This window comes from Thiorhodovibrio litoralis, from assembly GCF_033954455.1.
GTDB classification, from domain to species: Bacteria; Pseudomonadota; Gammaproteobacteria; order Chromatiales; family Chromatiaceae; genus Thiorhodovibrio; species Thiorhodovibrio litoralis.
In genome coordinates, this window is record NZ_CP121473.1 from 1671431 (window position 1) to 1697478 (window position 26048).

Annotated in this window: 25 protein-coding genes; 21 read left to right on the forward strand and 4 right to left on the reverse strand. The window is 60.4% G+C overall.

What is annotated here, in order from left to right; all coding sequences use genetic code 11:
• Position 1: 1 nt before the first annotated feature.
• Positions 2-280 carry a type II toxin-antitoxin system RelE/ParE family toxin gene (locus tag Thiosp_RS07305; protein WP_201063996.1) on the reverse strand — a complete coding sequence of 93 codons (279 nt, stop codon included), beginning with the start codon at positions 278-280 and terminating at the stop codon, positions 2-4.
• A 733-nt stretch (positions 281-1013) separates the two neighbouring features.
• Between Thiosp_RS07305 and Thiosp_RS07310 the strand changes: the two genes are divergently transcribed.
• From Thiosp_RS07310 to Thiosp_RS07350, 9 genes are all read left to right on the forward strand, one after another.
• A complete protein-coding gene (locus Thiosp_RS07310; protein WP_323696955.1) occupies positions 1014-1445 on the forward strand; it encodes a type I restriction-modification system subunit M N-terminal domain-containing protein in 432 nt (143 codons plus the stop codon).
• Positions 1446-1448: 3 nt separating this feature from the next.
• Positions 1449-2450: a virulence RhuM family protein gene (locus Thiosp_RS07315; protein WP_201063992.1), complete on the forward strand. Its 1002-nt coding sequence runs from the start codon at positions 1449-1451 to the stop codon at positions 2448-2450.
• Positions 2447-2734: a hypothetical protein gene (locus tag Thiosp_RS07320; protein ID WP_201063990.1), complete on the forward strand. Its 288-nt coding sequence runs from the start codon at positions 2447-2449 to the stop codon at positions 2732-2734. Before Thiosp_RS07315 ends, Thiosp_RS07320 begins: the two co-directional genes overlap by 4 nt.
• Entirely contained in the window at positions 2721-4274 is a 1554-nt protein-coding gene (locus Thiosp_RS07325; RefSeq protein ID WP_201063988.1) for a type I restriction-modification system subunit M, read from the forward strand. Before Thiosp_RS07320 ends, Thiosp_RS07325 begins: the two co-directional genes overlap by 14 nt.
• Positions 4271-5326 (forward strand): PDDEXK nuclease domain-containing protein, encoded by a 1056-nt coding sequence (locus Thiosp_RS07330; protein ID WP_201063987.1) that lies wholly within the window; start codon positions 4271-4273, stop codon positions 5324-5326. The genes Thiosp_RS07325 and Thiosp_RS07330 overlap by 4 nt, the downstream gene beginning before the upstream one ends.
• Complete coding sequence (locus tag Thiosp_RS07335; RefSeq protein ID WP_201063982.1) at positions 5323-6591, forward strand: restriction endonuclease subunit S; 1269 nt, start codon at positions 5323-5325, stop codon at positions 6589-6591. The genes Thiosp_RS07330 and Thiosp_RS07335 overlap by 4 nt, the downstream gene beginning before the upstream one ends.
• Before the next feature lie 38 nt (positions 6592-6629).
• Positions 6630-6830, forward strand: a complete 201-nt coding sequence (locus tag Thiosp_RS07340; protein ID WP_201063980.1) for a CopG family transcriptional regulator — start codon at positions 6630-6632, stop codon at positions 6828-6830.
• A gap of 333 nt (positions 6831-7163) precedes the next feature.
• Positions 7164-10100 carry a type I restriction endonuclease subunit R gene (locus Thiosp_RS07345; RefSeq protein WP_201063978.1) on the forward strand — a complete coding sequence of 979 codons (2937 nt, stop codon included), beginning with the start codon at positions 7164-7166 and terminating at the stop codon, positions 10098-10100.
• Positions 10101-10104: 4 nt separating this feature from the next.
• Positions 10105-10428 carry a M48 metallopeptidase family protein gene (locus tag Thiosp_RS07350; protein ID WP_201063976.1) on the forward strand — a complete coding sequence of 108 codons (324 nt, stop codon included), beginning with the start codon at positions 10105-10107 and terminating at the stop codon, positions 10426-10428.
• Positions 10429-10616: 188 nt separating this feature from the next.
• On the opposite strand, the gene Thiosp_RS07355 is transcribed toward Thiosp_RS07350, so the two are convergent.
• Entirely contained in the window at positions 10617-11795 is a 1179-nt protein-coding gene (locus Thiosp_RS07355) for a DesA family fatty acid desaturase (protein ID WP_201063975.1), read from the reverse strand.
• Between the two features lie 348 nt (positions 11796-12143).
• Here Thiosp_RS07355 and Thiosp_RS07360 point away from each other — a divergent pair, with 348 nt between their 5' ends.
• The 12 genes from Thiosp_RS07360 (at position 12144) to Thiosp_RS07415 (ending at position 24607) form a co-directional block, all read left to right on the forward strand.
• On the forward strand, positions 12144-12320 hold the full coding sequence (locus Thiosp_RS07360; protein ID WP_201063974.1) for a CsbD family protein: 177 nt from the start codon (positions 12144-12146) through the stop codon (positions 12318-12320).
• Between the two features lie 236 nt (positions 12321-12556).
• Entirely contained in the window at positions 12557-14473 is a 1917-nt protein-coding gene (locus tag Thiosp_RS07365; RefSeq protein ID WP_201063973.1) for a methyl-accepting chemotaxis protein, read from the forward strand.
• A gap of 224 nt (positions 14474-14697) precedes the next feature.
• Positions 14698-16221, forward strand: a complete 1524-nt coding sequence (locus Thiosp_RS07370; RefSeq protein WP_323696956.1) for a chemotaxis protein CheW — start codon at positions 14698-14700, stop codon at positions 16219-16221.
• Positions 16218-17282 carry a chemotaxis-specific protein-glutamate methyltransferase CheB gene (gene cheB / locus Thiosp_RS07375; protein ID WP_323696957.1) on the forward strand — a complete coding sequence of 355 codons (1065 nt, stop codon included), beginning with the start codon at positions 16218-16220 and terminating at the stop codon, positions 17280-17282. Before Thiosp_RS07370 ends, cheB begins: the two co-directional genes overlap by 4 nt.
• Before the next feature lie 10 nt (positions 17283-17292).
• Positions 17293-17916, forward strand: coding sequence for a HEAT repeat domain-containing protein (locus Thiosp_RS07380; RefSeq protein WP_323696958.1), 624 nt, complete (start codon positions 17293-17295; stop codon positions 17914-17916).
• Positions 17906-18766 (forward strand): CheR family methyltransferase, encoded by an 861-nt coding sequence (locus Thiosp_RS07385; RefSeq protein WP_323696959.1) that lies wholly within the window; start codon positions 17906-17908, stop codon positions 18764-18766. The genes Thiosp_RS07380 and Thiosp_RS07385 overlap by 11 nt, the downstream gene beginning before the upstream one ends.
• On the forward strand, positions 18763-19134 hold the full coding sequence (locus tag Thiosp_RS07390) for a response regulator (protein WP_201064390.1): 372 nt from the start codon (positions 18763-18765) through the stop codon (positions 19132-19134). The genes Thiosp_RS07385 and Thiosp_RS07390 overlap by 4 nt, the downstream gene beginning before the upstream one ends.
• Positions 19131-21890, forward strand: coding sequence for a chemotaxis protein CheA (locus Thiosp_RS07395; RefSeq protein WP_201064388.1), 2760 nt, complete (start codon positions 19131-19133; stop codon positions 21888-21890). Before Thiosp_RS07390 ends, Thiosp_RS07395 begins: the two co-directional genes overlap by 4 nt.
• Positions 21890-22126, forward strand: coding sequence for a hypothetical protein (locus Thiosp_RS07400; RefSeq protein ID WP_201064386.1), 237 nt, complete (start codon positions 21890-21892; stop codon positions 22124-22126). Before Thiosp_RS07395 ends, Thiosp_RS07400 begins: the two co-directional genes overlap by 1 nt.
• A gap of 17 nt (positions 22127-22143) precedes the next feature.
• Positions 22144-22518, forward strand: a complete 375-nt coding sequence (locus tag Thiosp_RS07405; protein WP_323696960.1) for a response regulator — start codon at positions 22144-22146, stop codon at positions 22516-22518.
• A gap of 12 nt (positions 22519-22530) precedes the next feature.
• On the forward strand, positions 22531-23817 hold the full coding sequence (locus Thiosp_RS07410; protein WP_323696961.1) for a methyl-accepting chemotaxis protein: 1287 nt from the start codon (positions 22531-22533) through the stop codon (positions 23815-23817).
• A 16-nt stretch (positions 23818-23833) separates the two neighbouring features.
• Positions 23834-24607 (forward strand): ParA family protein, encoded by a 774-nt coding sequence (locus tag Thiosp_RS07415; protein WP_323696962.1) that lies wholly within the window; start codon positions 23834-23836, stop codon positions 24605-24607.
• Here Thiosp_RS07415 and Thiosp_RS07420 read toward each other — a convergent pair.
• Both Thiosp_RS07420 and Thiosp_RS07425 read right to left on the reverse strand, forming a co-directional pair.
• On the reverse strand, positions 24604-24762 hold the full coding sequence (locus tag Thiosp_RS07420) for a hypothetical protein (RefSeq protein WP_201064051.1): 159 nt from the start codon (positions 24760-24762) through the stop codon (positions 24604-24606). The genes Thiosp_RS07415 and Thiosp_RS07420 overlap by 4 nt on opposite strands.
• Before the next feature lie 9 nt (positions 24763-24771).
• Complete coding sequence (locus Thiosp_RS07425; RefSeq protein ID WP_201064053.1) at positions 24772-25929, reverse strand: helix-turn-helix domain-containing protein; 1158 nt, start codon at positions 25927-25929, stop codon at positions 24772-24774.
• Positions 25930-26048: the final 119 nt, after the last annotated feature.

A 26048-nucleotide genomic window follows, 5' to 3' on the forward strand; every position in this document is an offset into this window, starting at 1 on the left:
CTTAGTGGTAATCGACGATCTCAACCTCGTGTGCATCGCCGTCGTGCCAAGCGAAGCAAAGTCGCCATTGTGCGTTGATCCGGATACTGTAGCAGCCGGCCCGGTCGCCGCTCAGGGCTTCCAGGCGGTTGCCCGGCGGGCTACGCAAGAAGTTCAAGGTGGCGGCGTTGTGCAATTGCGTCAGCTTGCGTTCAGCCGCCGCTTGAAAGGCGCGAAAACAGGCTGGGCAGCGACCGCCGAACAGTTTCTCGGTATCTTTGCAGCGAAACGAGCGAATCATGCGGCAGAGGATATAACGCGCCGCGTAATACGTCAAGCGGTGGAATAGGCGAGGTGATCGGCTTCACGCAGTGATGGTCTGCACTATGCACGCCAGCGCACAGACACCCAGTTTGCGCGGTGCCAGAGTGCGGCATGCCGATCCAGGGATGCGTCGCGTGTCCGACCTCACGCGATAAATAATTACGCAGAAAACTCGGTCGAGTACGCGGCGCGGAACGTTCTTCGGTTGGTTCCGCGTGGGATGCAGTCCGCGCAGCGGACTACCCTGCTCAATTAAATCCGGGTGGCGGCGAAAAAATCGAATTGAGCGCGGCCCCTTTTCCCTTTTTTTCCACACTAACACTAGCTCTGTTACCGTGCAATCTTGCGTTAGAGTCTTCGATTTCTCAATTTGGCCGAGCCTCGTGCAAAGGGGAAGCGGAAGGCACCGCGACCTGATCCGAATATGGGAAACAGGCTGTTTCCCGGCCCCTTCGGCATCACCGCTAGGCTGCGCGCGGACTGACCTCGGTGGCGATCACCGCCATTGGACAAAGATCAAGCATACAATTGGCCACATAGCCGGGATACAATTGTACGCGGCGTCGAAGTGCAATTGGACGGGCTGACAGGTTGAGCGCGCTTGTCTAACCCCCGCTCCTGGGCGAAACTGAAGGCCCAAAACAGGCTCACCGGACGCGCCCCGCGCGCACGAAAAGGACCCGCAGACAAAGGATGAGGAAACAAGCCCCGTGACGCCGACCAACGCCAAATCCCTCGAATCCTGGATCTGGAACGCCGCCTGCTCCATCCGTGGCGCCAAGGACGCGCCGAAATACAAGGACTACATCCTCCCGCTGATCTTCACCAAGCGCCTCTGCGACGTCTTCGACGATGAGCTAAACCGCATCGCCGCCGAGGTCGGCTCGCGCAGGAGAGCCTTCGCACTCGCCAAGGCCGACCACAAACTGGTGCGCTTCTACCTGCCGCTGCTGCAGGGCATCATCGACCGCGTTACCTTTAACGCCACCACCCAGAGCGCCGGCGAGTTCTACACCCCGCCCGAGGTCGGCACCATCATGTCCCGCGTGCTCGCGCCGGAGCCGGGCATGGAGATCTACAACCCCTGCTGCGGCTCCGGCGGTCTGCTGATCAAATTCAACCCATCGGTAATAGGAGAGTGAACTGTGAGCCAGCTTGTCCTCTACACTTCCGACGATGGTCGCACCCGGCTCGACCTTCGCGTCGAGGGCCAGACCGTCTGGCTGACGCAGCTTGAAATCGCGGAGCTCTTCCAGACCACCAAGCAAAACGTGTCCCTCCATGCAAAAAACATCATGGAGGACGGCGAATTGGCCGAGGATTCAGTTGTCAAGGATTCCTTGACAACTGCCGCCGACGGCAAAGGCTACAAGACCAAGCTCTACAATCTCGATCTCATCCTCGCCATCGGCTACCGCGTCCGCTCCCCGCGGGGCGTCCAGTTCCGCCAATGGGCCAGCAGCCATCTCAAGGAATACATCGTCAAAGGCTTCGTCATGGACGACGAGCGCATCAAGAACCCCGGCGGCTGGGACTATTTCGACGAACTCCTCGCCCGCATCCGCGAGATCCGGGCTTCAGAGAAGCGTTTCTACCAGAAAGTCCGCGACCTCTTCGCTCTCAGCAGCGACTACCAGGCCCGCGAAACGGAAACTTCGCTCTTTTTCGCCGAGGTCCAGAACAAACTCCTCTACGCCGCCACCCAGCACACCGCCGCCGAGCTCATCGTCGAACGCGCCGACCCATCGCAGCCCAACATGGCCCTCACCACTTGGAGCGGCTCCCGCGTCCGCAAGCAGGATGTCATTGTGGCAAAGAACTATCTCAGCGAGGATGAGGTCGATACGCTCAACCGCCTTGTCGTCATCTTCCTCGAACAGGCCGAACTTCGCGCGAAACAGCAAAAAGACCTCACCCTCGACTTCTGGCGCAATAGCGTCGACCGCATGCTGGCTTCCAATGACCAACCCCTTCTCGACGGCCCCGGCAGTGTCAGTCACGAGGCGATGAAAACCACGGCCATTGATCGCTACGACACCTTCGACGCCCAACGCCGCAGCCTCGAAGCCCAAGCCGCAGATGCGGAGGACCTTAAGTCTATCGAGGACCTGGAAAGAGACCTCAAGCGAAAGGGACGCAAGTCGTGAACGACCTGAACCCACTCATCGACCTCTGCCAGCAACTCGAGCGCGTCCAGGCCGAAGCCGCGGCGTTGGGACTCTTCGTCGGCGACCGCGATCTCCTCGATTGCCCCAACTGCAAACTCTTCGAAGATGTCACGGCTGAAGGACTTCTCATTACCTCCCGCGAGCTGGCCACCCCACCCATCGACACAGGCTTGCGATTTAGCCAGGTTTCTTCCAATACATTCCAGTGCCCGGCCTGTGGCGAGGCCATCAACCTCCACGAAGCAGTCCATGGCGACGAATAAACCCGAAAATGCCAAGTCCCTCGAATCCTGGATCTGGGGCGCCGCCTGCTCCATCCGTGGCGCCAAGGACGCGCCGAAATACAAGGACTACATCCTCCCGCTGATCTTCACCAAGCGCCTCTGCGACGTCTTCGACGATGAGCTAAACCGCATCGCCGCCGAGGTCGGCTCGCGCAGGAGAGCCTTCGCGCTCGCCAAGGCCGACCAAAAGCTGGTGCGCTTCTACCTGCCGCTGGTTCCGGAGGACCCCGAGCAGCCCGTCTGGTCCGTCATCCGTAAGCTCGCGGACAGAATCGGCGAGGGCGTCACCACCCAGATGCGTGCCATCGCTCGGGAGAACCCGCTGCTGCAGGGCATCATCGACCGCGTCGACTTCAACGCCACCACCCACGGCCAGCGCGACCTCGACGACGACCGCCTCTCCAACCTGATTGAAGCGATCAGCACCAAGCGCCTGGGCCTGGACGACGTCGAGGCCGACATCATCGGCAAGAGCTACGAATACCTGATCCGCAAATTCGCCGAGGGCGGCGGCCAGAGCGCCGGCGAGTTCTACACCCCGCCGGAAGTCGGCACCATCATGTCCCGCGTGCTCGCGCCGGAGCCGGGCATGGAGATCTACGACCCCTGCTGCGGCTCCGGCGGTCTGCTGATCAAGTGCGAGATCGCGATGGAAGAGGCGGCGAAGAGCGAACAGCCCGCCCCGCTCAAGCTCTACGGCCAGGAGTACATCGCCGATACCTGGGCCATGGCCAACATGAACCTGATCATCCACGACTTCGAAGGCGAGATCGAGATCGGCGATACCTTCAAGAACCCCAAATTCCGCCGACACGGCCGACTGCGCACCTTCGACCGCGTCGTCGCCAATCCCATGTGGAACCAGAACTGGTTCACCGAGGCCGACTACGACAACGACGAGCTCGACCGCTTTCCCGCCGGCGCCGGCTTCCCCGGCAAATCCTCCGCCGACTGGGGCTGGGTGCAGCACATGCACGCCAGCCTCAACGACAAAGGCCGTGCCGCCGTCGTCCTCGACACCGGCGCCGCCTCGCGCGGCTCGGGCAATGCCGGCACCAACAAGGAAAAGACCGTGCGCCAGTGGTTCGTCGACCACGACCTGATCGAAAGCGTGCTCTACCTGCCCGAGAACCTCTTCTACAACACCACCGCGCCCGGCATCGTCCTGTTCCTGAACAAGGCCAAGCCCGCGCCGCGCCGGGGCAAGGTCTTCCTCGTCAACGCGAGCCAGGTCTTTGAAAAAGGCGACCCCAAGAACTTCATCCCCGCCGCAGGCATCGCGCACATCGCCGACACCCTGATCGGCTGGAAGGAAGCGGAAAAACTCAGCCGCATCGTCGATCACGTCGAGCTGAAGAAAAACGACTACAACATCTCCCCCAGCCGCTACATCCACACCAGCGACGCCGAAACCTATCGGCCACTCGCGGAAATCGTTGCCGACCTGGACGCGGTCGAGGCCGATGCGCGCGAGGCCGATGCGGCGCTGCGTGAAATTCTGCGGAAGATCGGAGTATGACCGAGCCCCAAGACCTAACCGAAGCCTCCAACCGCCTGCTGGGTGAGTTGCGGGGCATGATCACGGATGCGCGGGAACAGCTCGCCCAGACCGCCAATGCCGCGCTCACGATGCTCTACTGGAACTTGGGGAGTCGGCTGCACCGCGAGATTCTCGGCGAGAAACGTGCTGAATACGGCAAACGGATTGTCGCCGCGGTGGGGCGACAATTGTCCGGCGAGTTTGGAAGTGGCTTCAGTGAGAAGAACCTTTGGCGCATGATGCAGTTTGCCGAGTTGTTTCCAGACGGCAAGATTCTCGCTACGCTGTCGCGACAATTGGGATGGTCGCATTTCAAAGAATTATTGCCGCTCGACCAGCCGATGCAACGCGAGTTCTACGCGGAGATTTGCCGCATCGAGCGCTGGAGCGTAAGGACACTCCGCAACAAGATCGGCTCCCTGCTCTTCGAGCGCACCGCGATCTCGAAGAAGCCCGAGGAAGTCGCCAAGGCCGAGATCGCGGCGCTGCGCAATGAGGACAGACTCACCCCTGACCTGGTCTTCCGCGACCCCTACATCCTCGATTTCCTCGGCCTCAAAGACCGGTACCTCGAAAAGGATCTCGAAGACGCCATCCTGCGCGAGATCGAAGCCTTTCTACTCGAGCTCGGGGACGGTTTCGCGTTCGTCGGACGCCAAGTGCGCATCCAGATCGACGGCGACGACTTCTATCTCGACTTGCTGTTCTACCACCGTCGTCTGAGACGCCTCATCGCGATCGATCTCAAACTCGGCGACTTCAAAGCTGAGCACAAAGGCCAGATGGAGCTCTACCTTCGCTGGCTCGCCAAGCATGAGCAACAGCCCGGCGAAGATTCCCCCCTCGGCATCATCCTCTGCGCGGGCAAGAAGGAAGAGCAAATCGAGCTGCTGGAGCTCGATCGATCCGGTATCCACGTCGCGGAGTACCTGACCGCGCTCCCGCCTCGCGAGCTCCTCAAACAAAAACTGCATGCCGCCATCGAGAACTCGCGGGCTAGGCTGGAGAGCCGGGAAGGAGGTGGGGAGTGAAAAAGCAAGCATCAGGAGTTCAACGCAGTGCGGGAGATGGAAAAGGCATCGAAGGAGATTCTGGAGACGCCCTAGGCAGACATGACCCCGTTCCAGCTGGATGGTCTAGGGTGGAGTTCGACAGCTTCACCACGCTCCAGCGTGGAAAGGATCTAACCAAAGCGCAATTTCGCGAAGGAGCCGTCCCAGTTGCTGGATCGAACGGAGTCATCGGATATCACGACACTGCAATTGCAAAAGCGCCAGGCATCACTGTGGGGCGCAGCGGCTCCGCAGGTAAAGTCACGGTCTACGAGGAAGACTTCTGGCCTCACAATACATCCCTCTATGTCCGCGATTTCCATGGCAACGATCCCTACTTCGCCGGCTTCCTCCTTGGCACGTTGAACCTCGCGCGGTTCAAGACGGGAGCGTCAGTTCCAACGCTTGATCGGAATTCGTTCAAGACGCTTCCATTGGTCGTCCCCCCACTCCCCGAGCAGAAGAAGATCGCGCACATCCTTTCGACGGTGCAGCGGGCGATCGAAGCGCAGGAGCGGATCATTCAGACCACCACCGAGCTGAAGAAGGCCCTCATGCACAAGCTCTTCACCGAAGGCCTCCGCAACGAACCCCAAAAACAAACCGAAATCGGCCCCATCCCCGAAAGTTGGGAGGTGCTGCCGTTGAGTGATTGCGCAGTCGTCCAGACAGGCATCGCGAAGGGTCGAACGGTAAAAGAGGAAGAAGCTGTAGAGGTGCCCTATCTTAGGGTTGCAAACGTTCAGGATGGCTACCTTGACCTTTCGGAGATGAAGAGCATCACCATCCGAAAAAGCGAAAAAAATCGGTTCGCACTGCAAAATGGGGATGTTGTGCTGACCGAAGGTGGCGATTTCGACAAACTTGGCAGGGGGTTCATTTGGCATGGCCAGGTCGACAACTGCGTGCATCAGAATCACGTTTTCGCGGTTCGTCCCGATACGGAGCGAATTTCGAGCGAGTTTTTCGCCTACCAATCCCAAAGCCCATACGGCAAGAGCTACTTCCTTTCGGTTGCACACAAGACGACTAATCTCGCGTGCATCAATACCACTAAACTGAAGGCTTTTCCTCTACTCTTGCCACCGAAGGATGAGCAAAATGAGATTGTCAGAGCCTGTCGCGGCATCGACCGAAAGATCGGAGTTGCGCAATCGAAAATGAAGCAGCTCCGAAACCTGTTCCACACCCTCCTTCACGAACTAATGACCGCGAAGACCCGCGTTAACGAGTTAGGATTCTAAAGGACGCCGCACACTTGATGGACTTCTGACTACAAGCCATGAACAACAAACTTATCGAGGCTGAACTCCCTGCCGAGCTTGCGGCTCAGGCCCGAGCATTCGTCGCGGACGGCTGGGCGAAGGACTTCAATGACTTGTTGGCGGAGGCGCTCCGGCGGTTTCTCGAGTCCCACGAAGCGTCTCTGACCGAATCCTCCATCAGAAAAGACGTCGCCTGGGGTCTGCATGGAAGAGACTGACCAGCGATCGCCGTTTGTTTGTCTGCGATGCGGGTCCGCTCATGCACCTGGACAAACCATGCCCAGCGCAAACAGGTTTTCGGTTTTGGGCCGGGTGCCGGTCGCGGGGGGCGGCGGCCTTGATCTGAGCAGGGGATGCCGCCGTGAAGCCTACAGGGAAGTATTCACGGCGTCCCCCGCGACCGGCACCCGGCCCAAAACTTGCGCTAATCCCATCTGGTTTGGGTATAGGGGGCTTGGATCTCTTGTGTTTCTGGAACAAGCTGTTCCAGAACTTGGAGATCTCGCCGAGATTGATGTTCGGGTAAAGGGCAGAACGAAGCGAGCCGATTGATGCCAACTCCCCGCGAGCACAAAACCGTCCAAGCCCGCATCCTGGAATACGCCCAGGCCGTCGGTTGGACCTTTGTGCCTCGCGAGGAAGCAGAGCAGCGGCGCGGGTTTGACCCTGACGTACCAGTTGCGGACCGCGCCAAGAACCGTTCGCTGTTTTTTGATGACTTGCTCGCCGCCAAGGTGCGGGAATTCAACCCGCGCTACGCCGAGGCCGAGGGCGCGCTGCTCGGGGCCTTCCGGCATCTGCACACGGATATTTACGGCAACCGGGAATTCATCGAGCATCTGCGCAACCGGGGCAAGTTTTTCGACGTTGATGCGAAGCGCGAGCGCGACCTGATCCTGATCGATTACGAGCATCCCGAAAACAACGTCTACGAGGTCACCGAGGAGTGGGCCTTTCACAACGGCCACTACGGAACGCGGCAAGACATCGTCTTTCTCATCAACGGCATCCCGGTGCTGGTGATCGAGTGCAAGAACGCCAACAAGGACGAGGCGATTGCGCTGGGGGTTGACCAGATCCGGCGCTATCACCGCGAAACGCCCGAGCTGTTCGTGTCGCAGCAGCTCTTCACCGCCACAGATGCCATTGGCTTTTGCTACGGGGTGAGCTGGAACACGGTGCGGCGGAACATTTTCAACTGGAAGGATGCGGAGGTCGGCAAGCTGGAGGCCAAGGTGAAGGGCTTCTGCGCCATCCCGCAGGTGCTCGGCTTCCTGAAGGACTACATCGTCTTTGCCGAAAAGGACGAGGAGCTGAACAAGTACATCCTGCGCCAGCATCAGACCGGCGCGGTGGAGGCGGCGGTCCGCCGCGCCCTTGATTCCCTGCGCACCCGCGGTCTGGTCTGGCATACCCAGGGCAGCGGCAAGACTTTCACCATGATCAAGGCGGCGGAGCGGCTGTTCCGCGCGCCGGAGGCGGACAAGCCCACCGTGCTGCTGATGATCGACCGCAACGAGCTGGAAGATCAGATGCTTAAGAACCTCGCGGCGCTGGGCTTGGGCAACCTGGAGCACGCCAGCAGCATCGCCCGGCTCAACCAGCTGTTGCGCGACGACTATCGGGGCATCATCGTGACGATGATCCACAAGTTCCGCGACATGCCGGCGAACCTCAACACGCGCTCGAACATCTACGTGCTCATCGACGAGGCCCACCGGACCACCGGCGGCGATCTCGGCAACTTTTTGATGGCCGGCCTGCCGAATGCGACCTTCATCGGCTTCACCGGCACCCCGGTAGACAAGACGGTCTACGGCAAGGGCACCTTCAAGACCTTCGGCTGCGAGGACGACCAAGGGTATCTGCACAAGTATTCCATCGCCGACAGCATCGAGGACGGCACGACGCTGCCGCTCTACTACCAGCTCGCCCCGAACGAGATGCTGGTCCCGCACGAGACGCTGGACAAGGAGTTCCTGTCGCTGGCCGAGGCCGAGGGAGTGGCGGACATCGAGGAGCTGAATAGGATCCTCGATCGGGCGGTGAATCTGAAGAACTTCCTCAAGGGCAAGGAGCGGATTCAGAAGGTGGCGCAGTTTGTCGCCAGCCACTACCGCGAGAACGTCGAGCCGCTCGGCTACAAGGCCTTCCTAGTCGGCGTGGACCGCGAGGCCTGCGCCCACTACAAGCACGCGCTGGATGCTGTGTTCATGGAGATGGGCCTGCCGCCCGAGTATTCCGAGGTCGTCTACACCGGCAGCAACAACGACTCGAAGCTGCTCAAGGAATTCCATCTCGACCCGAAGCGAGAGCGGCAGATCCGCAAAAGCTTCGGCAAGCTCGACCAGCAGCCCAAGATCCTCATCGTCACCGAGAAGCTGCTCACCGGCTTCGACGCGCCGGTGCTCTACGCCATGTATCTCGACAAGCCGATGCGGGACCACACACTGCTGCAGGCCATCGCCCGCGTGAACCGTCCCTATGAGAACGAGGCCCAGGAGATGGTGAAGCCCCACGGCTTCGTCTTTGACTTCGTCGGCATTTTCGACAACCTGGAAAAGGCGCTGGCCTTCGACAGCGACGAGATCAACGCCATCGTCAAGGACCTGAAGCTGCTGAAGGTCCTGTTCAAAAACAAGATGGAGTCCAAGGCCCCGGCCTACCTCGGCCTGATCGAGCGCAACTTCAACGACAAGGACGTGGACACCCTCATCGAGCATTTCCGCGACCCCGAGCGGCGCAAGGCGTTCTTCAAGGAGTACAAGGAGATCGAGATGCTCTATGAGATCATCTCGCCGGATGCCTTCCTGCGGCCCTTCATGGACGACTACGGCACTCTGTCCGCCATCTACGCGGTCGTCCGCCAGGCTTACAGCAGGCGCGTGCAGGTGGATCGTGAGTTCCAGCGCAAGACCAACCTGCTGGTCCAGGAGCAGGTCGGCACCTACGAGGTTCGACCTGTCGATGGGCTGGTCGAGATCAACGCCGAGACCATCGCGCTGATCAAGCAGCGCCAGGGCGGCGACGCCACCAAGGTGATCAACCTGGTGAAGGGCATCGAGCGCAAGGCCGAGGAGGAGAGCGAGGACCCCTATCTCATCGCCATGGCCGAGCGTGCGCGGGCGGTGCAGGATGCCTTCGAAAGCCGCCAACTCGACACGGCGGAGGCCTTGGCGGCGCTGCTGCGGGAGGTCGAGTCGAACGAGACCAGAAAGCAGGAGCAGGCCGAGAAGTCCTTCGACGGCCTGACCTATTTCGTCTACCGCACCCTGTTGGATGCCGGGGTCGGCAACCCGGAGGCAGTCAGCCGCAAGATTCGGCTGGCCTTTGGGGAATGCTCCAACTGGAAGCGAAGCGAGAACGCTCTGCGCGAGCTGCGCAAGCAGGTGACCTTCGCGATCTTCGCCGAGACCGAGGACCTGGACCGGGTCACAGCACTGGTGGACGAGCTGTTCACGCTGCTGGACAAGGCGCAGCGGATCTAGCGGGATGGCCGATGCCGCGCGCAAGCAAGCCTTCAAGCACCGGGTCCGCGAATGCGCGGACCGGTTGGGCGTGCAGATCATCCAGCTCAGCGTCCGCCCTATGCGCAAGAAGTGGGCGTCCTGCTCCACCAACGGACGGCTGAATTTCAACGACGAGCTGCTCGGGCTGGATGCCGAGCTGTGGGACTACGTTATCGTCCACGAGTTGCTGCATTTCTCGGTACCCAATCACGGCAAGCTCTGGAAGAGCCTGATGCAGGCGCACCTGGGGGATTACGAGGCGATGGAGGCGCGGTTGGCAGAGATGGCCAGCCCAGCGCGTGGTTGACGCATTGTTTTGCTAGCCCGTGGTCTGCGCCCTGTTTCGGGATGTGGCCCGCCCGGGAAACAGGCTGTTTCTCGGTCCCTTCGGCATCACCGCTAGGCTGCGCGTGCCCGGCGTCACGCGATCTGCCCGAGGATGAGTACGCGATCCTGAGTCAGGAACTGGAGTTGGTCCCCTGGCCGATTGGAGCCTCAACCGTAGCCGCAAAGCCTCTTGGAGAACTGTTGCAGCGCAATCACGCGGCTCGTCTCGGCTTGCTGGAGCCAGCTTTCCAGTTGCTCGACCAACTGCTCGCGCGAGGCGTTGGAGCGGCCCCAGAGGGCGACCAGCTCCTGGCGCATCGCGTAGAGCCTGCGTAACGGCGGACTGGCTGCGAGCGCCTGCTCAAAGATCATGCGCTGCGTTTCGGGCAGATTCTCCGCGCCCCGCTGCAAGCCGCTCTGCACGGCTTGCAGCGTCTTCTTGTCGCCGAGGCCGAGAGTCGCGCCAACCTGCCTTTGACGAACCTCTTGCTTGACTGTCGGCTTCAGACTGTCGACAAACCTGGCCAGCACCGCATAGCGATGGGTAATGACGGCCTGCAAAGTGCCGGCATCGCAGTGCTGCTTGGTTGGGTCGATGCGCAACTTGGGCGCCACCCGCCGAACCTTGGCCAGCCCCAAGACCTCAAGCAGGCGGATATAGAGCCAGCCGAGATCAATCTCCCACCACTGATTGGAGAGCTTGGCCGAGGTGGCGTAGGCATGGTGGTTGTTGTGCAGCTCCTCGCCAGCGACCAGGATGCCCCAGGGCACAATGTTTCTGGAGGCATCATTGGGTGCAAAGCGGCGGTAGCCCCAGTAATGGCCGATGCCATTGATGACCCCGGCGGCGAAGAACGGAATCCACAGCATCTGCACCGCCCAGACGGTGAGTCCGATGGGGCCGAACAACGCCAGATCGATCACCAGCATGAGACCGAGGCCAAGGTTGCTGTGCCGCGTGTAGAGGTGGCGTTCGATTGCGTCATCGGGCGTGCCCTGTCCATAGCGCTCCAGCGTTCCGGCCACCGCAGATTCGCGGCGATAGAGATCGACGCCATCAAACAGAACCTTCTTGATCCCATAGATCTGCGGGCTGTGCGGATCATCCGGGGTCTCGCACTTGGCATGATGCTTACGATGAATGGCGACCCATTCGCGCGTGACGATGCCCGTCGTGAGCCAAAGCCAGGCGCGGAAGAAATGGCTGGCGAGCGGGTGCAGGTCCAGGGCGTGGTGGGCCTGATGCCGGTGCAGGAAGATGGTAACGGAGGCGATGGTCACATGGGTCAAACCCAGGATGACCAGCACAATCCCCCACCAGGGCAGTTCGATGAGACCAAGCGGCATGAGAGCGCCCTCCAAGTCGTGATAGATCGAAATAGATCGTGACAGACAGAGTTTGACCGCTGAGGCCACCGGTGTCGGTACGGTAGCGCACATTAGTGGATGGCCTTTTCTGCTAACTGTTGGTCTCGGCCATTTGCACTCTATGCCGAAGAGACCGCGTTTTCAGTGCGGTGGCGAACATAGGTGTCACCAGAGCCGTCGGTTCGGTGGTACACAAATAAATAATCCTGCTCTATGTGCGCTGCCGAACCGACGGCCAGCCGCCTTGCGCGTACATTTTCTCTACAGCGATGGGAAATGACATTCCGCGCTTGGGCGATGGTTTAACTAATCAGATAGGGCAGACAGATGAACAAAAAGCAAGTCAATGGTCGCTACGAAGAAGCCAAGGGCAAAGTGAAAGAGGTTGCCGGTCATGCCGTCGGCAATAAGACGCTGGAGGCAAAAGGAAAAGTCCAAAAGAACGCTGGCAAGATGCAGGCGGGTGTCGGTGATATCGAGGCGGAGATAAAAAAAGACCGCTAAGACTCGGGTTGCGGCGCATCTATTGGTGGTGAATTGGCTTGTCGGCGGCCAAGCAGCGCTGGGGCGTTGTTTGACACTGGCAGGCTCGGCCACTGCCCACTTCAGTGCGCCGCGACCGAAACAGCCGGTCACTTTCTTCCCTTTCCTGGAATAGCCTGATTCGCGAATTAGAAAAAGGACAGTTTCTCAAGTTTGCGATTCGGTGAGTCAATCCTTCGAACATCAGGAGACACCGCATGGCACTCGTGAAACATTCCGCAACCGCCGCTAGTGCCAATGCGGCTGACGGCAAGACATCTGCAGCGGCTGCCCGCGAGGCGGAAGCGCAGCGCAAGCGCGCGCGCACGCTGGCCAAGCAGCAGCAGGCGGCCGAGCGGATCGCCGCCGCGACTGGCGAGTTGTCCTCGGGCATCAACGAGGCAGCCTCGGCGGCCGAGGAGCTTAAACGCGCGGTCGATCAGATCGCCGCCGGCGCCGAGGAGGCATCCGGCGCGGCCCAGCAGTCACTATCGGCCTTCAAGCAGGTCGAGACGGCCATCGGGCGCCAATTGCACAGTGCCGGTACCAGCCAAGAGAAGAGTGATGCCACCCAGACCTTGGTGGCCAAGGCCAGCGCTGAGATCGACGGTCTGGTTACGAATGTTGGTCTTGCGGCTCAGCGTCAATCGGCCTCGGTCGAGCGCGTGGCTGAACTGGAGAAACAGGCGGCCAACATCGGCGATATCGTCAAGGCGGTGGCGCGCATCGCTGACCAGACCAACCTTCTGGCGCTCAATGCTGCGATTGAGGCGGCTCGCGCCGGCAAGCACGGCAAGGGGTTTGCGGTGGTGGCCGATGAGGTGCGCACCTTGGCTGAGACCTCGGAGAAAAGCGCCAAGCAGATTCAGGATCTGGTGGGGCAGATTCAGGGCGAGGTGAAGACTATTGCTCAGGGCATCGGCTCCTCGGCGAAGACTGTGGAGGGCGAAGCGGCAAAGGGTAAGACCATCATTACCCAACTGGAGCAGATTCGTCTCGACGCGGCCGAGATCGTCAAGGGGGTGCAGGAGATCGCCACCGGCGCTCAGCAATCCGGTACCGCCGCCAAGCAGGCGCTCAAGGGCTCGGAGGATATTGCCGCCGCTGCCGAGGAGCAGTCTGCCGCCGCCGAGGAAGCCGCCAAGACGGTGGCCGAACAGTCGCAGGCGTTGGCCGAGTGCGAGCAGGCGGCCCAGGCGCTCTCGGAACTAGCCGAGGATCTCAAGACCTCGACTGATGTCGCCAAGAGTGCCGAGGAGGTGGCCTCTTCCGCTGAGCAACTCTCATCTGCTGTTGCCGAGATCAATCGTTCCAGCACCCAGATCGAGGTCGCCATCGACCAGATTCGCAAGGGGGCCGAAGTGCAGTCGGCAAGCACCGAGGAGTCGGCTGCCGCCATCACCCAGATTGAGCGGGGGCTCGAGCTGGCCCAGGCGCGCGCCACCGCAGGTGCCGAGAAGGTGGCGGCGATCAAGGCTCTGTTGGCCGAGAACAAGACCACCGTCGACGGTTTGGTCAATGGCGTCTCGACTGCGGCGGATGCCTCGCGCTCGAGCATCAAGCAGATCAATGACCTGGAATTGGTGTCCCGGCGCATCGATAAGATCGTCGATGCCATCACCACGGTTTCCATCCAAACTAATATGTTGGCGGTGAATGGTTCGATTGAAGCGGCGCGTGCTGGCGAATTCGGCAAAGGCTTTGTGGTCGTGGCTACTGACATCCGCAACCTGGCCCATGACTCGGCCGAGAATGCCGACAACATCAAGGATCTGGTCAAGGCAGTGCAGGATCAGATCGGCATCGTCGGGCGCGATTTGGAGGAGATTGTCTCCTCCGCGCTGACTGAGGTGGAAAAGGCTAAGCTGACCACAGCCAATCTGGTCACCATCGAGACCGATATCGGCACCGTGGAGGAAGGAACGCGGGAAATTCTGGCCGCCGCTGGGGAGATTGTCGCGGCTGTCACCCAGGTGAAGACTGGCATCGAGCAGATCTCCGCCGCCGCTCAGGAAGCCGACAAGGCCGCGACCGAGGCGGCGTCCGCTTCCCAGCAGCAGTCCCAAGGGGCTCAGGAATTGGCGTCCGCCGTCGAGGAGATCGCCTCGCTCGCCGACGAACTGCAAAGCGCCTAGGGGGTGCGACCATGACCACAGAGACTCCCCCTCCAGATGTTCATCCAAAAATTGGCCCAGAGAAAATTGGCCCAGAGAAAATTGAGCCGGAAAAAGGTGAGCCGGAAAAAGGTGAGCCGGAAATCATTGGCCCAGAGAAAAGTCCCCCAAATGTCCTGACGGAAACTCCCAAGGACCCCTCCCTAAAAAGCAGGCAAGGGCAAAGCAAGCAGGGGGACGATGGGGTGCCTCTGGATGATGACCTCGACGAGCAGGTCAGCGATGCTCGCCAGTTTGTCACCTTCATCGTTGGCGAGGAGGTCTTCGCCGTCGACATGGCCCCGGTGCAGGAGATCATCCGCGTACCGGAGGTGGTCCGGGTGCCACTGGCGCCTCCCAGTCTGCAAGGCCTGGCCAACCTGCGCGGCAAGGTGCTGCCGATCATTGCGCTGCGCCATCTGTTCGGACTGCCCGAGCGTGAGCACGACGACACCACGCGCGCGCTGGTGATCGATATCGGCCAGCCTCTGGGCTTTGTGGTTGATCGTGTCGCCAGTGTGATTGGCGTGGAGCCGGCCAAAATCGAGGCGGTCGGCTCCATCAGCAGCACTGTGGATACCCAACTGCTGTCCGGTCTCATCAAGGATGTGGGCGGTCACGCCATGATTATGGTGCTGGACTTCGCTCAACTGATCAGTCGGGAGTTCGCGGACATTGCCAAACTGGCCAAGTCCGCTGGGATGACGGCGGGCCTTTCCAGGCAGGCCGAAACCGAAGAGGACGAGGACAGCGACGAGCTGCAACTGGTGAGCTTCGATGTCGCCGGGCAGGAGTACGCCATCGCTATCGAGAATGTGCAGGAGATCGTGCAGGTGCCCGAGCACATCGTGCAGGTACCGCGCTCGGAGCAACATGTGCTGGGTGTCATGAGTCTGCGCAACCGTTTGTTGCCTCTGGTGAGTCTGCGCCGCATGTTCGCGCTGCCGTCGCGCGAGGCGGATGAACATAGCCGTATCGTGGTGGTGTCGCTGGGCGGGACCTCGGTTGGTCTGGTCATGGACAGCGTCAACGAAGTCTTGCGGGTCGCCAAAGCCGAGGTCGAGGCCATGCCCGGTCTCTTGGCGCGCGACGGGGATATGGCCGACATCTCCGATATCTGTCGGCTCGACGAGGGCAAGCGGCTGGTCTCGATCATCTCCACCGACAATCTCTTCCGTCATTCGGCCATCAAGGAGGCCTTGACCACCGTGGATAGCATGAAGGATGACGATCGTGCCGATGTTGAGGATTCTGACGAGGACAGCGCCGACGATGATGAGCAGGTGGTCGTGTTCCGCCTCGACAAGGAGGAGTTCGGTGTGCCGATTGAGAGCGTGCAGGAGATCGTGCGTGTCCCAGATGAATTGACCCATGTGCCCAAGGCGCCGGCTTTCGTCGAGGGGGTCATCAACCTGCGCGGGACGGTGCTGCCGGTGATCGATCTGCGCCGACGCCTGGGCTTGCAGAGCGTGGAGCGCACGGACCGCCAACGTGTCATGGTGTTTCTGATCGAAGGCGCGCGCACCGGCTTCATTGTGGATTCGGTGGCTGAGGTGCTCAAGATTCCCAAAACCGCCATCGAACCGGCGCCGCAATTGTCCAGCGAGCAATCACAACTCCTCGCGCGCATGGCGAACCTTGAAAAGCAGCAGCGTCTGGTGCAGTTGATTGATCCCACGCAGTTGGTGCGGGGACCTGAGCTGGCCGACCTGGCGGCCTTGTCCGCATGATTAAGCTGCTGCTTGTTGACGATTCGGCGCTGATGCGCCGTCAGTTGGCCAATGTCTTCCAGGCAGAGGGAGACTTTGAGATTCGTCAGGCGCGCAACGGCCAGGAGGCGGTCGAGGAGAATCGCGCCTTCGAGCCGGACGTGGTGACGCTCGATATCAACATGCCGGAGATGGACGGCATCACAGCACTATCGCTGATAATGGCAGAGCGGCCGGTGCCGGTGGTCATGGTGTCCTCGCTCACCGAGCAGGGGGCGCTGGCGACCTTCGAGGCGCTCAATCTAGGGGCCGTGGACTATCTGGCCAAACCGGGCGGCACCATTTCGCTCTCTATCGACGAGATCAGCGCTGAACTGGTGGCTAAAGTGCGCGCTGCGGCAGGTGCCCGACTCAAATCCAGGACAGCTCGGACGGTCAGTAACCGCTTGCGTCAGGAGCAGGCGAAACCGGCCCCGCGACCGCTTGCCGTGCGTCGCGGCGTGGCGGGCGAGGGGCTGGTGGTGATTGGCGTCTCGACCGGCGGCCCGCGCACTCTGGAGGACATCCTGCCGCGCTTGCCGGCAGATTTCCCTTGGCCGGTTCTGGTGTCTCAACACATGCCCGCGTCCTTCACGCTCCCCTTCGCTCAGCGCATGAACGGGCTCTGCACCCTGAATGTCGTGGAGGTCGCGCGTCCCATGCCGGTCGAGCCGGGCACCATCTACATCGGCAAGGGCGGCGCCGACATGGTGGTGGGTCAGCGCGGCGGGTGCCTGACAGTCCTCTCCAAGCCCGAGAATCACGACTTTCTCTGGCACCCCTCGGTCGAGCTCTTGGGTCGCTCGGTGCTGGAGCATTGCGACCCCGCGCGGGTCATCGGCATCCTACTGACAGGCATGGGCTATGACGGCGCCGATGCCTTCGCCGAGATAAAAGCGCGCGGCGGGCGCACCATCGCCGAATCCGAGGAATCTTCTGTGGTCTTTGGGATGCCAGCGGAACTGATCGCGCGCGGTGGTGCCAGCCTGGTGCTGCATGCGGAGAAGATCGCCGCGCAGGTTAATACCTGGGCGGGGCGTTGAGGCTTCGATCATGGCTCTCGTCAAAACCCAAACAGACGAGCCTATCACCGTCGATGCACGTCAGGCGGGCCGTGATTGCGCGAGTCTGATGGTGCAGCTGGCGGCGTCTGACCCGACCGCCCGGCGTTGGGCGGCGCGTGATCTGGTCGATTGCCCGGATGCCGCGCCTGCGTTGGTGGCGCGTCTCAAACAAGAAGCGGATGTTTCCGTTCGGGAAGTCATTCTAACGACCCTGACCAGCCTGGGCGACGCCACAGCGGTGGCTGGTCTGGTGGACTGTCTGAGGAGCGAGGACGTGGCGCTGCGCAACGAGGCCATTGAGGCCATGCAGAAACTGCCGGACGCGGTGGCGCCCATGATGCGTGGATTGCTCGCCGACTCCGATCCGGATGTCCGGATCTTCGCGGTCAATATTCTGGAATCCCTCTGTCATCCGGAGGTGGAGACCTGGCTGATCGAGGTCATTGATCGCGACTCCCATGTCAATGTTTGCGGCACGGCAGTGGATCTGCTCGGTGAGGTCGGGACGGTGTCAGCCCGCGAGAGCCTGTTGCGCCTTCAGGTGCGCTTTGCCGACGAGCCATACATCCGCTTTGCGACCGACCTGGCGCTAGGGCGTCTTCGTGAAGCCTGATCCGGCGCCGGCCAATATCCGGATCAGCGACGAGGATTTCCAGAAGTTTCGGGAGTTTTTCTATCGCAAGACCGGCATCCAGTTTGATGCATCCAAGCGCTATTTCGTCGATAAGCGGTTAGTGGAGCGCATTGAAGCCACGGACAGCGGCACCTTTCGCAGTTATTTCACCTTGCTGCGCTTTCAGGCGAGCAGCGATGAAGTGCAGTTATTGACCAATCTGATGACGGTCAATGAAACCTATTTTTTCCGTGAAGAGTATCAGTTTCAGTGTTTGGTCGATTCACTGCTGCCGGAAATCGTTGCCCGCAAGCGCGATCAGCGCGCCATTCGTATCTGGGTGGTTCCATCTTCCTCCGGCGAGGAACCCTATTCCATTGCTATTTATCTTTTGGAGCGCTGGCCAGGAATCAATCACTGGGATGTCGAAATCGTTGCGTCCGACATCGATACCCGAATTCTCGTCCTTGCCCGTCGGGGGCTTTATTCAATTCGCTCGGTGCAGCATTTGCCGGAAAAATTCCTAAAGCGGTATTTTCGCCGCCAGGCTGACGGCTATCAGATTTGTGATGATCTGCGTGAGTCGGTGGAGTTCACTCGGGTCAATGTCTCCGAGCGCGGCGATACCCGGGGTTATCGCGACTTTGATGTAATCTTCTGCCGCAACCTGCTGATCTATTTCGACGATGTCTCGCGCAAGACTGCGACTGAGACCTTTTATGACGCTTTGAAGCCGGGCGGCTTCGTTTGTCTCGGTCATTCGGAATCCATGAGCCGCAGTTCGTCACTCTATAAGGTGCGAAAATTCCCCGAAGCCATCGTCTATCAACGGCCACTGGTGACATCATGAAGCGCATTCTGATTATCGATGATGCGGCAACGGTGCGCTTGTATCACCGCCAGATTCTCGAAGCGGCGAATTTCGCCGTGGAGGAGGCGATGAACGGCATTGAGGCACTGGAAAAAGTCTTGCAGTCGAGCTTCGATCTCTATTTGGTGGACATCAACATGCCCAAACTCGATGGCTATGGTTTCCTGCGCGAACTGCGCAGCGGCGATCTGCCGCAGGTGCCGGCCATCATGATCTCCACCGAGGCACAGCCTGCCGATGAGCAGCGCGCCTATGCCGCTGGCGCCAATCTCTATGTGATCAAGCCGGTCAAACCCGATCAACTCCTGGCCCAGGTCCGGGTGCTCTTGGGGGAGGTGGCGCAATGAATCCATTGCTCGAACAGTTTCTGTCGGAGGCGCGCGATTTCCTACAAGGCATTAGCGAAAAGCTGATGGAGTTGGAAAACGCCCCCGGCGACGCGGCCATGATGAATGAGCTGTTTCGTCTGGTGCATACCCTCAAGGGTAACAGTGGCCTGTTCGATTTTCCCGAAATGACCCGGGTGCTGCACGCCGGCGAAGACCTGATGGATGCGGTGCGCAACGGTCGGGTGGCCTACTCGCAGCTCCTGGCAGATCGTCTGTTGGACGCGATGGATTTCGTCGGCATGCTGTGCGATGAAGTCGAGTCGGACGGTGTCATGGGCAAGACGCATGGGACGGATGCCGCACGCCTGGGAGCCTCGCTGCGCGAGCTGATGCAATCCGATGACGGTCAGGCTCCCGACCAGGCTTCCGGCCAGGCTCCAGGCAAGCCCGGGGCGCCCGGCGCGCCCGATGTCGCAACGGCTGCGGAGACCAAAGAACCCGATCCCGAGGCATCCGCGCAACTGCCGCTTGCCGCCATCCCCGAGGCCGCGCGCATGGAGGCTTATCGGCGTGCCCGCGCGGGTGATCCGCTGCACTGGCTCGTCTACACCCCGTCGGAACAATGTTTCTACCAGGGCGATGACCCCTTCTTTCTGGTGCGCCAAACCCCTGAACTGCTGTGGGGCGGCATTGAGGCACGCGACCCATGGTCGCCCTTGGCCGAGCTGGACGCCTATGCCTGCGTGCTGGATTTCAGTCTGCTGACCGCCGCACCCCGTGCCGCGCTGGAGGAACACTATCGCTATGTGGCGGACCAGATAAGGCTCATACCGGTTGCCCGGCTCGCGCTGGTTCTGCCCCAGGGCGACACCAATGGTGGGCCGGTCTACGATGACTTCCTCTCTGATGCATTGGAGCTGTTGCGAGCCGGCGATCTTGACGGCCTGGCTCGCAATGCCGGCACCATGCTCGAACTCTCCAACCCCGATCTTTGGATCGCCTCGGCCCTGCGCTGGCTGCGGCTGGTACTGGAAACTGAGCCGGAGACCGAGCCAGAGAGCCCGGCCGTTCTCGACGCACTCCTGGAGTCATTGCGTACCTTCGAGCCGCCCGCTTGGGATGGCGTCGGGGCTGTCGCAGCAGAGGGCAGCACTCAACGCGACGATGTCGCCACCTTGTCTGCGGAGGAGGCTGAGGCGCTGGAGGCTGTCGTCGCCACGCAACGGACCATTCTGAGTCAGACAGACAATCCCGATTGGCTGCCTGGTCGGATTCAGTCCGTCGCTGCCGCACTGTCCGGCTGCCTGCGCGTCTGCGGCGACAGTGCGGCGCTGCCGGGGCTTGATGCGGCAACCGGAGATGCCTTGGAGGCAAACAGCGGCGCGGCCCTTCTGGCCTGGCTGGATGCGCGCTTTCCCGCCATGGCTCCGGTGCTTGCCGAAGCCGGCGCAGAGCATCCGTCGGTATCGCCTCAGCTTCCCACAGAAAGTGCTCCAGCGCCCAGCGAAGCTCCACCAGCCGCTGCTCAGGCAACACCGGCGCCAGAAGGGGAGAGCGGCGGGGTCAAATTCGGTCGCCGCGCCGAGGATGCCATCGCCGGCCCCAAGAGCCTCAAGGTCGATCAGACCAAAATCGACCGCCTGATGAACCTGATCGGCGAGATGGTTGTGGCTAAGAATGGCCTGCCGTACTTGGCGGGACGGGCTGAGGATGTGTTTGGGGTGCGTGAGCTCTCGCGCGACATCAAGGGCCATTACGCGGTGATCAATCGCATCGCCGAGGAGATGCAGGACGCTATCATGCAGGTGCGCATGATGCCCGTTTCCTTTGTTTTCCAGCGCTTCCCGCGTCTGGTGCGCGACATCTCGCGCAAGCTCGGCAAGGATGTGCACCTGGTCATGGAAGGGGAGGACACCGAGGCCGATAAGAACATCATCGAGGCATTGGGTGATCCGTTGGTGCATATCGTGCGCAACAGTCTTGATCATGGGTTCGAGTCGCCCGAGGTGCGCGCCGCTGCCGGCAAACCAGTGGCTGGCACCCTGACGCTGCGTGCCACCCAGGAATCCGACCGTGTGGTGATTGAGATCAAGGACGACGGCAAGGGCATCGACCCCGATGTCATCAAGCACAAGGCCTATACCAAGGGACTCATCGACGAGGCCACGCTGGAGCGCATCAGCGACCAGGAGGCTGTGAATCTGGTCTTTGCCGCTGGTTTATCGACCGCAGAGACGGTGTCGGACCTCTCTGGACGCGGGGTGGGGATGGATGTGGTCCGCTCAGCTGTGGAGAAGGTCAACGGCGCTATGACCTTGACCAGTGTTCTGGGGCAGGGGACCCAACTGCGGCTGTCGGTGCCTTTGTCGATGGCCGTGACCAACGTCATGATCGTGGTCTCCGATGATCAGTCCTTCGGTGTCCCCATGGACACTGTGGTGGAAACTGTGCGAGTGCCCCAGTCGGCGATTCGTACTATCAAACGCAGTCTGGCCACGGTCTTGCGCGGGCGTATTGTGCCGCTGAAGTCGATCAACACCCTGCTCGGGATTCAGGCGCAGCACAAGGCCAACGCTGATGACGAGTTGGCGGTGCTAGTGGTGCGACTGGGCGATGAAACCCTGGGCCTTTTGGTGGACGATTTCCGCGAGACCGTCGATATCATCCTCAAGCCCATGACCGGCGTGCTGGCGAGTCTGTCCGCCTATGCCGGCTCCGCCCTGATGGGGGACGGCTCAGTGCTGATGGTGCTCAATGTCAAGGAGATTCTTTGATGCCCATTGAGTTCAAAGGCAATCATGCCCTGTTTCTTGACATTGTGACCGTTGAGGAAGCCGAAACTTTATTGGAATGGTTGCAGAAGAAACCGACGGCCAAGGTGAATCTGGCCGATTGCGTCCATCTGCATCCCGCCAATCTGCAAGTCTTGATGGCCGCCAAGCCTGTCATCAAGGCTTGGCCCAAGGATGCTGGATTACGTAGTTGGCTCGAATCCGCCTTGCTCGAGTAGCCTGAAGGAAAACAAGAATGCCCAAGAAAATCCTGATTGTGGACGACTCCGCCACCATGGTCTATAGCGTCAAGACGACCCTGGAGATGAACGGCTTCGATGTCGAGACGGCCGGAGACGGCGTGCAGGCACTGGCCAAGCTCAAGGGTGGCGTGAAGCCCGACCTCATCATTACCGATATCAACATGCCCAACATGGGTGGATTCGAGCTCATCAAGAACGTGCGCGCGCTTCCTGGGTTCCGCTTCACGCCCATCCTGACCCTGACCACCGAGAGTCAGGCGGACAAGCGCGACGAGGGCAAGAAATTGGGCGCCACCGGCTGGCTGGTGAAGCCCGTCGACGGCCCCGCCCTCGTCAAGGTGATCAAGCAAGTGCTGCCGGGCGCCTAGGTGGACATGGCAATGCAAACGGTGGATGCTCAACTCCCATTGCGGGGCGCGCGTTCCAGGCTTATGGTGGCCGCCGCGGTAGCGCTTGCTATCAACGTAATGGTTGCTTGGCTGATCTCGCCCTGGCTGCGCGATCTCTTTCTTATCCCGCTGGGCATGAGCTATGCCACTGAGATCGCCCTCACTACTTTCTTGTCCACGGTGTCCGTGCTGGCATTGAGCGGAGTCCTGGCCTGGGTGTTTCTGCGCCAGGACCTGAAAGCCTTTATTCGCTTGCTTCACGAAGGCCACTCTCAACTTGAAAGCGTGTCCATTCAGGAGGCCCTAGTCAAGGACGAAATCGGCCATGTTTCACCTTACCTCGACATCATGAGGAAACAGATGGAAGGCACCGTCCAAGAGACCGAGCAGGGCGTCATGTCGGTGATCGAGCAGATCAATCAGGTGCATGGACTCTCCCGTGCGCAGATGGATCGGATCGGGCATTCCATGGCGAACGGCATGGAACTGGCGGAGGTCATGGAACAGCAGGTGGCCAATAACAAAGAGGTCATAGCCGTTCTGAGCGATCATCTCAACGTGCAGATGACGGAGCTCGACAGCAACCTGGAGCGCATCGAACACCTCTCCGGGCAGGTGGATGCGCTGTCTCCGCTGGTTGGGGTGATTTCCGATATCGCCAAACAGATCAATCTTCTGGCGCTCAATGCGGCCATTGAGGCGGCGCGTGCGGGGGAGGCAGGACGCGGTTTTGCTGTGGTGGCGGACGAGGTGCGTGCGCTCTCTACCCAAACCGCCAGCGCGGCCGAGGATATCGCCCGCAAGATCAGCGCAGCGACCGAGAGCACGGAAAAAGAACTTGTCGTGGCACGCGAGGCCAGGGACCGCAAGCAATACAGCGACCATATTCATCGGATTATCACTGACATCAGCGCCATGGAGGCGCGTTTCGCCGAGGGAAGCGCCTTGCTGCTGGAGGTGATTCAAGGGGTGGAGACGGGGAATCAGGAAATCGTCACACGCCTGTCCGGCGCACTGGGATATATTCAGTTTCAGGATGTGGTTCGCCAACGCTTGGAGCAGGTCGGGATCGCTCTGGGCGAGTTGGGCGAACATTTGCAGTCGCTCATGGCGCAGTTCGGCGATGCGGCTTGGGATGGTTCGGTGCAGCCGAGCCTCAAGGAGCGCCTGGACGGGCATCTCGATCGCTATGTGATGTCCAGTCAGCGCAATGCTCACGCGTCGGTGATCGGCGCTGTGGCGGCGACTGACGAGCGGCCCCAGATCGAGCTGTTTTGATGGGGGCGGTCTAGCCATGCCCCGGATCATTGCCGTCTCCAACCGCAAGGGTGGCACCGGCAAGACCACGGTGGCAGTCAATCTCGCCGCCGAACTGGCCGCGCTCGGGCGTCGGGTTCTTCTGGTTGATCTCGACTCACAGGGCCATTGTGCCGCCGGGGTGGGCCTGAAATTGGACCGGGATGCGCCCACGGCCCATAGCATCTTTCTCGACCCTCTGGCAAAACTCTCGGCTGCCGTCTACCCGAGCGCCTTTGCGAATCTCTCCCTATGTCCGGCCGACCAACGATTCGAGCATGGTAGCGGTGTGGGGGGGCAAGGGCGGTTAGCTGAAGCGCTCGCGCACCAAGACATCGCCTCGGCTTTCGATTTGGTGATTCTCGACACGCCCCCTTCTTTGGACCATCTGTTGTTCAACGCACTGACGGCGGCGCATTGGGTGCTGGTGCCCTATGTTCCGCACCATCTCTCCCTGGAAGGGGTGCGGCAACTGATGCGGGTGCTTTTCAAGATCATCTCGGGCGGCGCCAATCCGCAACTGAAAATCCTCGGCTTTGTGCCGACCATGTCGGCGGCGCACATCCGCCAGCATCGTCTGGTGACCGGCGAGGTCGCGCGTCAATTCGGCGCGCCGAGGGTTCTGGCCGGCATTCGCTCCGACATTCGTTTGGCAGAGGCATTCAGCGTGGGCAAGCCCGTTCGTGGCTATGCGCCAAAGTGCCGTGGCGCTCAGGATTTCGCCAATCTTGCAGCAACCCTCTCGCCCGTCCTGGATGGCATAGACACCTAATGCGCATAGTCCCAGCCACCCTCGGCGCTGAAGGCGGCTTCTGAATGGTAAGGCTCATGGTTTCGCACACATAATGCGCAAAATCCAGATACAGTAGGTTGGGCACGCTGCGCCTTGCTGTCGATCAGGGCATTGGCATCAATAATGAGCAGCATCCCATCCGCCTATAGCATCCAACTGGCGGACAACTCGCGCATCTCCAGCAGGGGCAGGCGCAGTATTTCCGATGCCCGGGAGAGGGTGATCTGGTCGTTTTCCATCGCGTGTCTGGTTAGCCGCCAGAGCCTGTCGCCTTGAAAATCGTATTTCTCCATCCTGGCTGGCTCCAACCCAGTGGATCGTTGAGCCTGATTACCCTGATAGATTTCCCGGGCAATGCCATCCGGTTCATCATGTTTTAGCAGGGATTTACCATTGCGTTGCTGGTAAGCGCGATTGAACCGCTGCCAGATAAGCGCGCGCTTTTGTTCCGGCTTAGACTCCGCAACACGATATAGCACGGTGCGCCAACTGACGCGAAAGACCCGCTTGATCTTGAACACACGATCAAGTAGTGGCAGGCCTTCTGCATCCTGCCATTCGTTGGCAAATGCCGCTTGTGGCATCAAAAAATGCGAGGCGAAGCTATCAGCTTCCCGCTCTTGTTGCTGATCTTCCCGCTCCTCGCCCACATCGTAGGCATTCAGATGTAGCAGCAGATGGCCCAGCTCATGGGCGGCGCTGAAAATCCAGGTCTCTACCGGTAGACGGTGCCAGGTGTTGACCACCACGGCCGGCCCACCATCTTCTTCGGCCACCGATAGCCCCATGAAGCCATCGCTGAGCACTTCGAGGGAGAGAACCTTGATGCCGCGCGATTCCAGCAAGCCACAGATATCGTGCACCGGTTCCTTGTTATTGAGGCCAAAATGCTGCCGCACTCTGTCTGCCAGTTTCGGGATGTCTTGGTCGGATTGATGACTCAGTTCATCCCACAAGGGCTTGAGCTCATGGGGCAAGCGGTCACCGGTCATGGCTTCCAAGTCGATAAAGGTGGCCAAGCGCAGAGCGATGTCAGCGAGTACCTGATCCCGCCGCTTGAGTTTTTTGAGCGAGCGAAAGCGCACCCGTTGCAGGCGCAGGGCCGGCTGCAGCAAGGCCTTGATGGGGACATCCAATGCCGCTGCCAAGGCTTGCAGGGTGTTTCTGCGAGGTTCGGATCGGCCCTTCTCCAAGTTTCGATAAGCTAGCAACGAGAGTCCTGCCAGGGTAGCGAGTGTTTCCTGGGACAGGCCTTGCTCTCGCCGCAATCGCAACAAATTTCCACCGATGCGTTCTTTCATGGCGCCGCCCAATACTGTGCATTTCTTGTTATTCTGTACTTATCCCAAGATATGTCAACGTGGGATATAGGCAAGGCAACGCCTCTTTTCTTTCGCGCGCACCTAACTGGTTCCGCCGG

What these genes read in the sequence shown, in the direction of transcription:
- Thiosp_RS07400 (WP_201064386.1), top strand. Translation starts at nt 21,890, where the DNA reads ATGCCCATTGAGTTCAAAGGCAATCATGCCCTGTTTCTTGACATTGTG.
- Thiosp_RS07420 (WP_201064051.1), bottom strand. Translation starts at nt 24,762, where the DNA reads ATGCTGCTCATTATTGATGCCAATGCCCTGATCGACAGCAAGGCGCAG.
- Thiosp_RS07345 (WP_201063978.1), top strand. Translation starts at nt 7,164, where the DNA reads ATGCCAACTCCCCGCGAGCACAAAACCGTCCAAGCCCGCATCCTGGAA.
- Thiosp_RS07395 (WP_201064388.1), top strand. Translation starts at nt 19,131, where the DNA reads ATGAATCCATTGCTCGAACAGTTTCTGTCGGAGGCGCGCGATTTCCTA.
- Thiosp_RS07390 (WP_201064390.1), top strand. Translation starts at nt 18,763, where the DNA reads ATGAAGCGCATTCTGATTATCGATGATGCGGCAACGGTGCGCTTGTAT.
- Thiosp_RS07410 (WP_323696961.1), top strand. Translation starts at nt 22,531, where the DNA reads ATGCAAACGGTGGATGCTCAACTCCCATTGCGGGGCGCGCGTTCCAGG.
- Thiosp_RS07425 (WP_201064053.1), bottom strand. Translation starts at nt 25,929, where the DNA reads ATGAAAGAACGCATCGGTGGAAATTTGTTGCGATTGCGGCGAGAGCAA.
- Thiosp_RS07350 (WP_201063976.1), top strand. Translation starts at nt 10,105, where the DNA reads ATGGCCGATGCCGCGCGCAAGCAAGCCTTCAAGCACCGGGTCCGCGAA.
- Thiosp_RS07405 (WP_323696960.1), top strand. Translation starts at nt 22,144, where the DNA reads ATGCCCAAGAAAATCCTGATTGTGGACGACTCCGCCACCATGGTCTAT.
- Thiosp_RS07330 (WP_201063987.1), top strand. Translation starts at nt 4,271, where the DNA reads ATGACCGAGCCCCAAGACCTAACCGAAGCCTCCAACCGCCTGCTGGGT.
- Thiosp_RS07365 (WP_201063973.1), top strand. Translation starts at nt 12,557, where the DNA reads ATGGCACTCGTGAAACATTCCGCAACCGCCGCTAGTGCCAATGCGGCT.
- Thiosp_RS07305 (WP_201063996.1), bottom strand. Translation starts at nt 280, where the DNA reads ATGATTCGCTCGTTTCGCTGCAAAGATACCGAGAAACTGTTCGGCGGT.
- Thiosp_RS07340 (WP_201063980.1), top strand. Translation starts at nt 6,630, where the DNA reads ATGAACAACAAACTTATCGAGGCTGAACTCCCTGCCGAGCTTGCGGCT.
- Thiosp_RS07415 (WP_323696962.1), top strand. Translation starts at nt 23,834, where the DNA reads ATGCCCCGGATCATTGCCGTCTCCAACCGCAAGGGTGGCACCGGCAAG.
- Thiosp_RS07355 (WP_201063975.1), bottom strand. Translation starts at nt 11,795, where the DNA reads ATGCCGCTTGGTCTCATCGAACTGCCCTGGTGGGGGATTGTGCTGGTC.
- cheB (WP_323696957.1), top strand. Translation starts at nt 16,218, where the DNA reads ATGATTAAGCTGCTGCTTGTTGACGATTCGGCGCTGATGCGCCGTCAG.
- Thiosp_RS07325 (WP_201063988.1), top strand. Translation starts at nt 2,721, where the DNA reads ATGGCGACGAATAAACCCGAAAATGCCAAGTCCCTCGAATCCTGGATC.
- Thiosp_RS07380 (WP_323696958.1), top strand. Translation starts at nt 17,293, where the DNA reads ATGGCTCTCGTCAAAACCCAAACAGACGAGCCTATCACCGTCGATGCA.
- Thiosp_RS07360 (WP_201063974.1), top strand. Translation starts at nt 12,144, where the DNA reads ATGAACAAAAAGCAAGTCAATGGTCGCTACGAAGAAGCCAAGGGCAAA.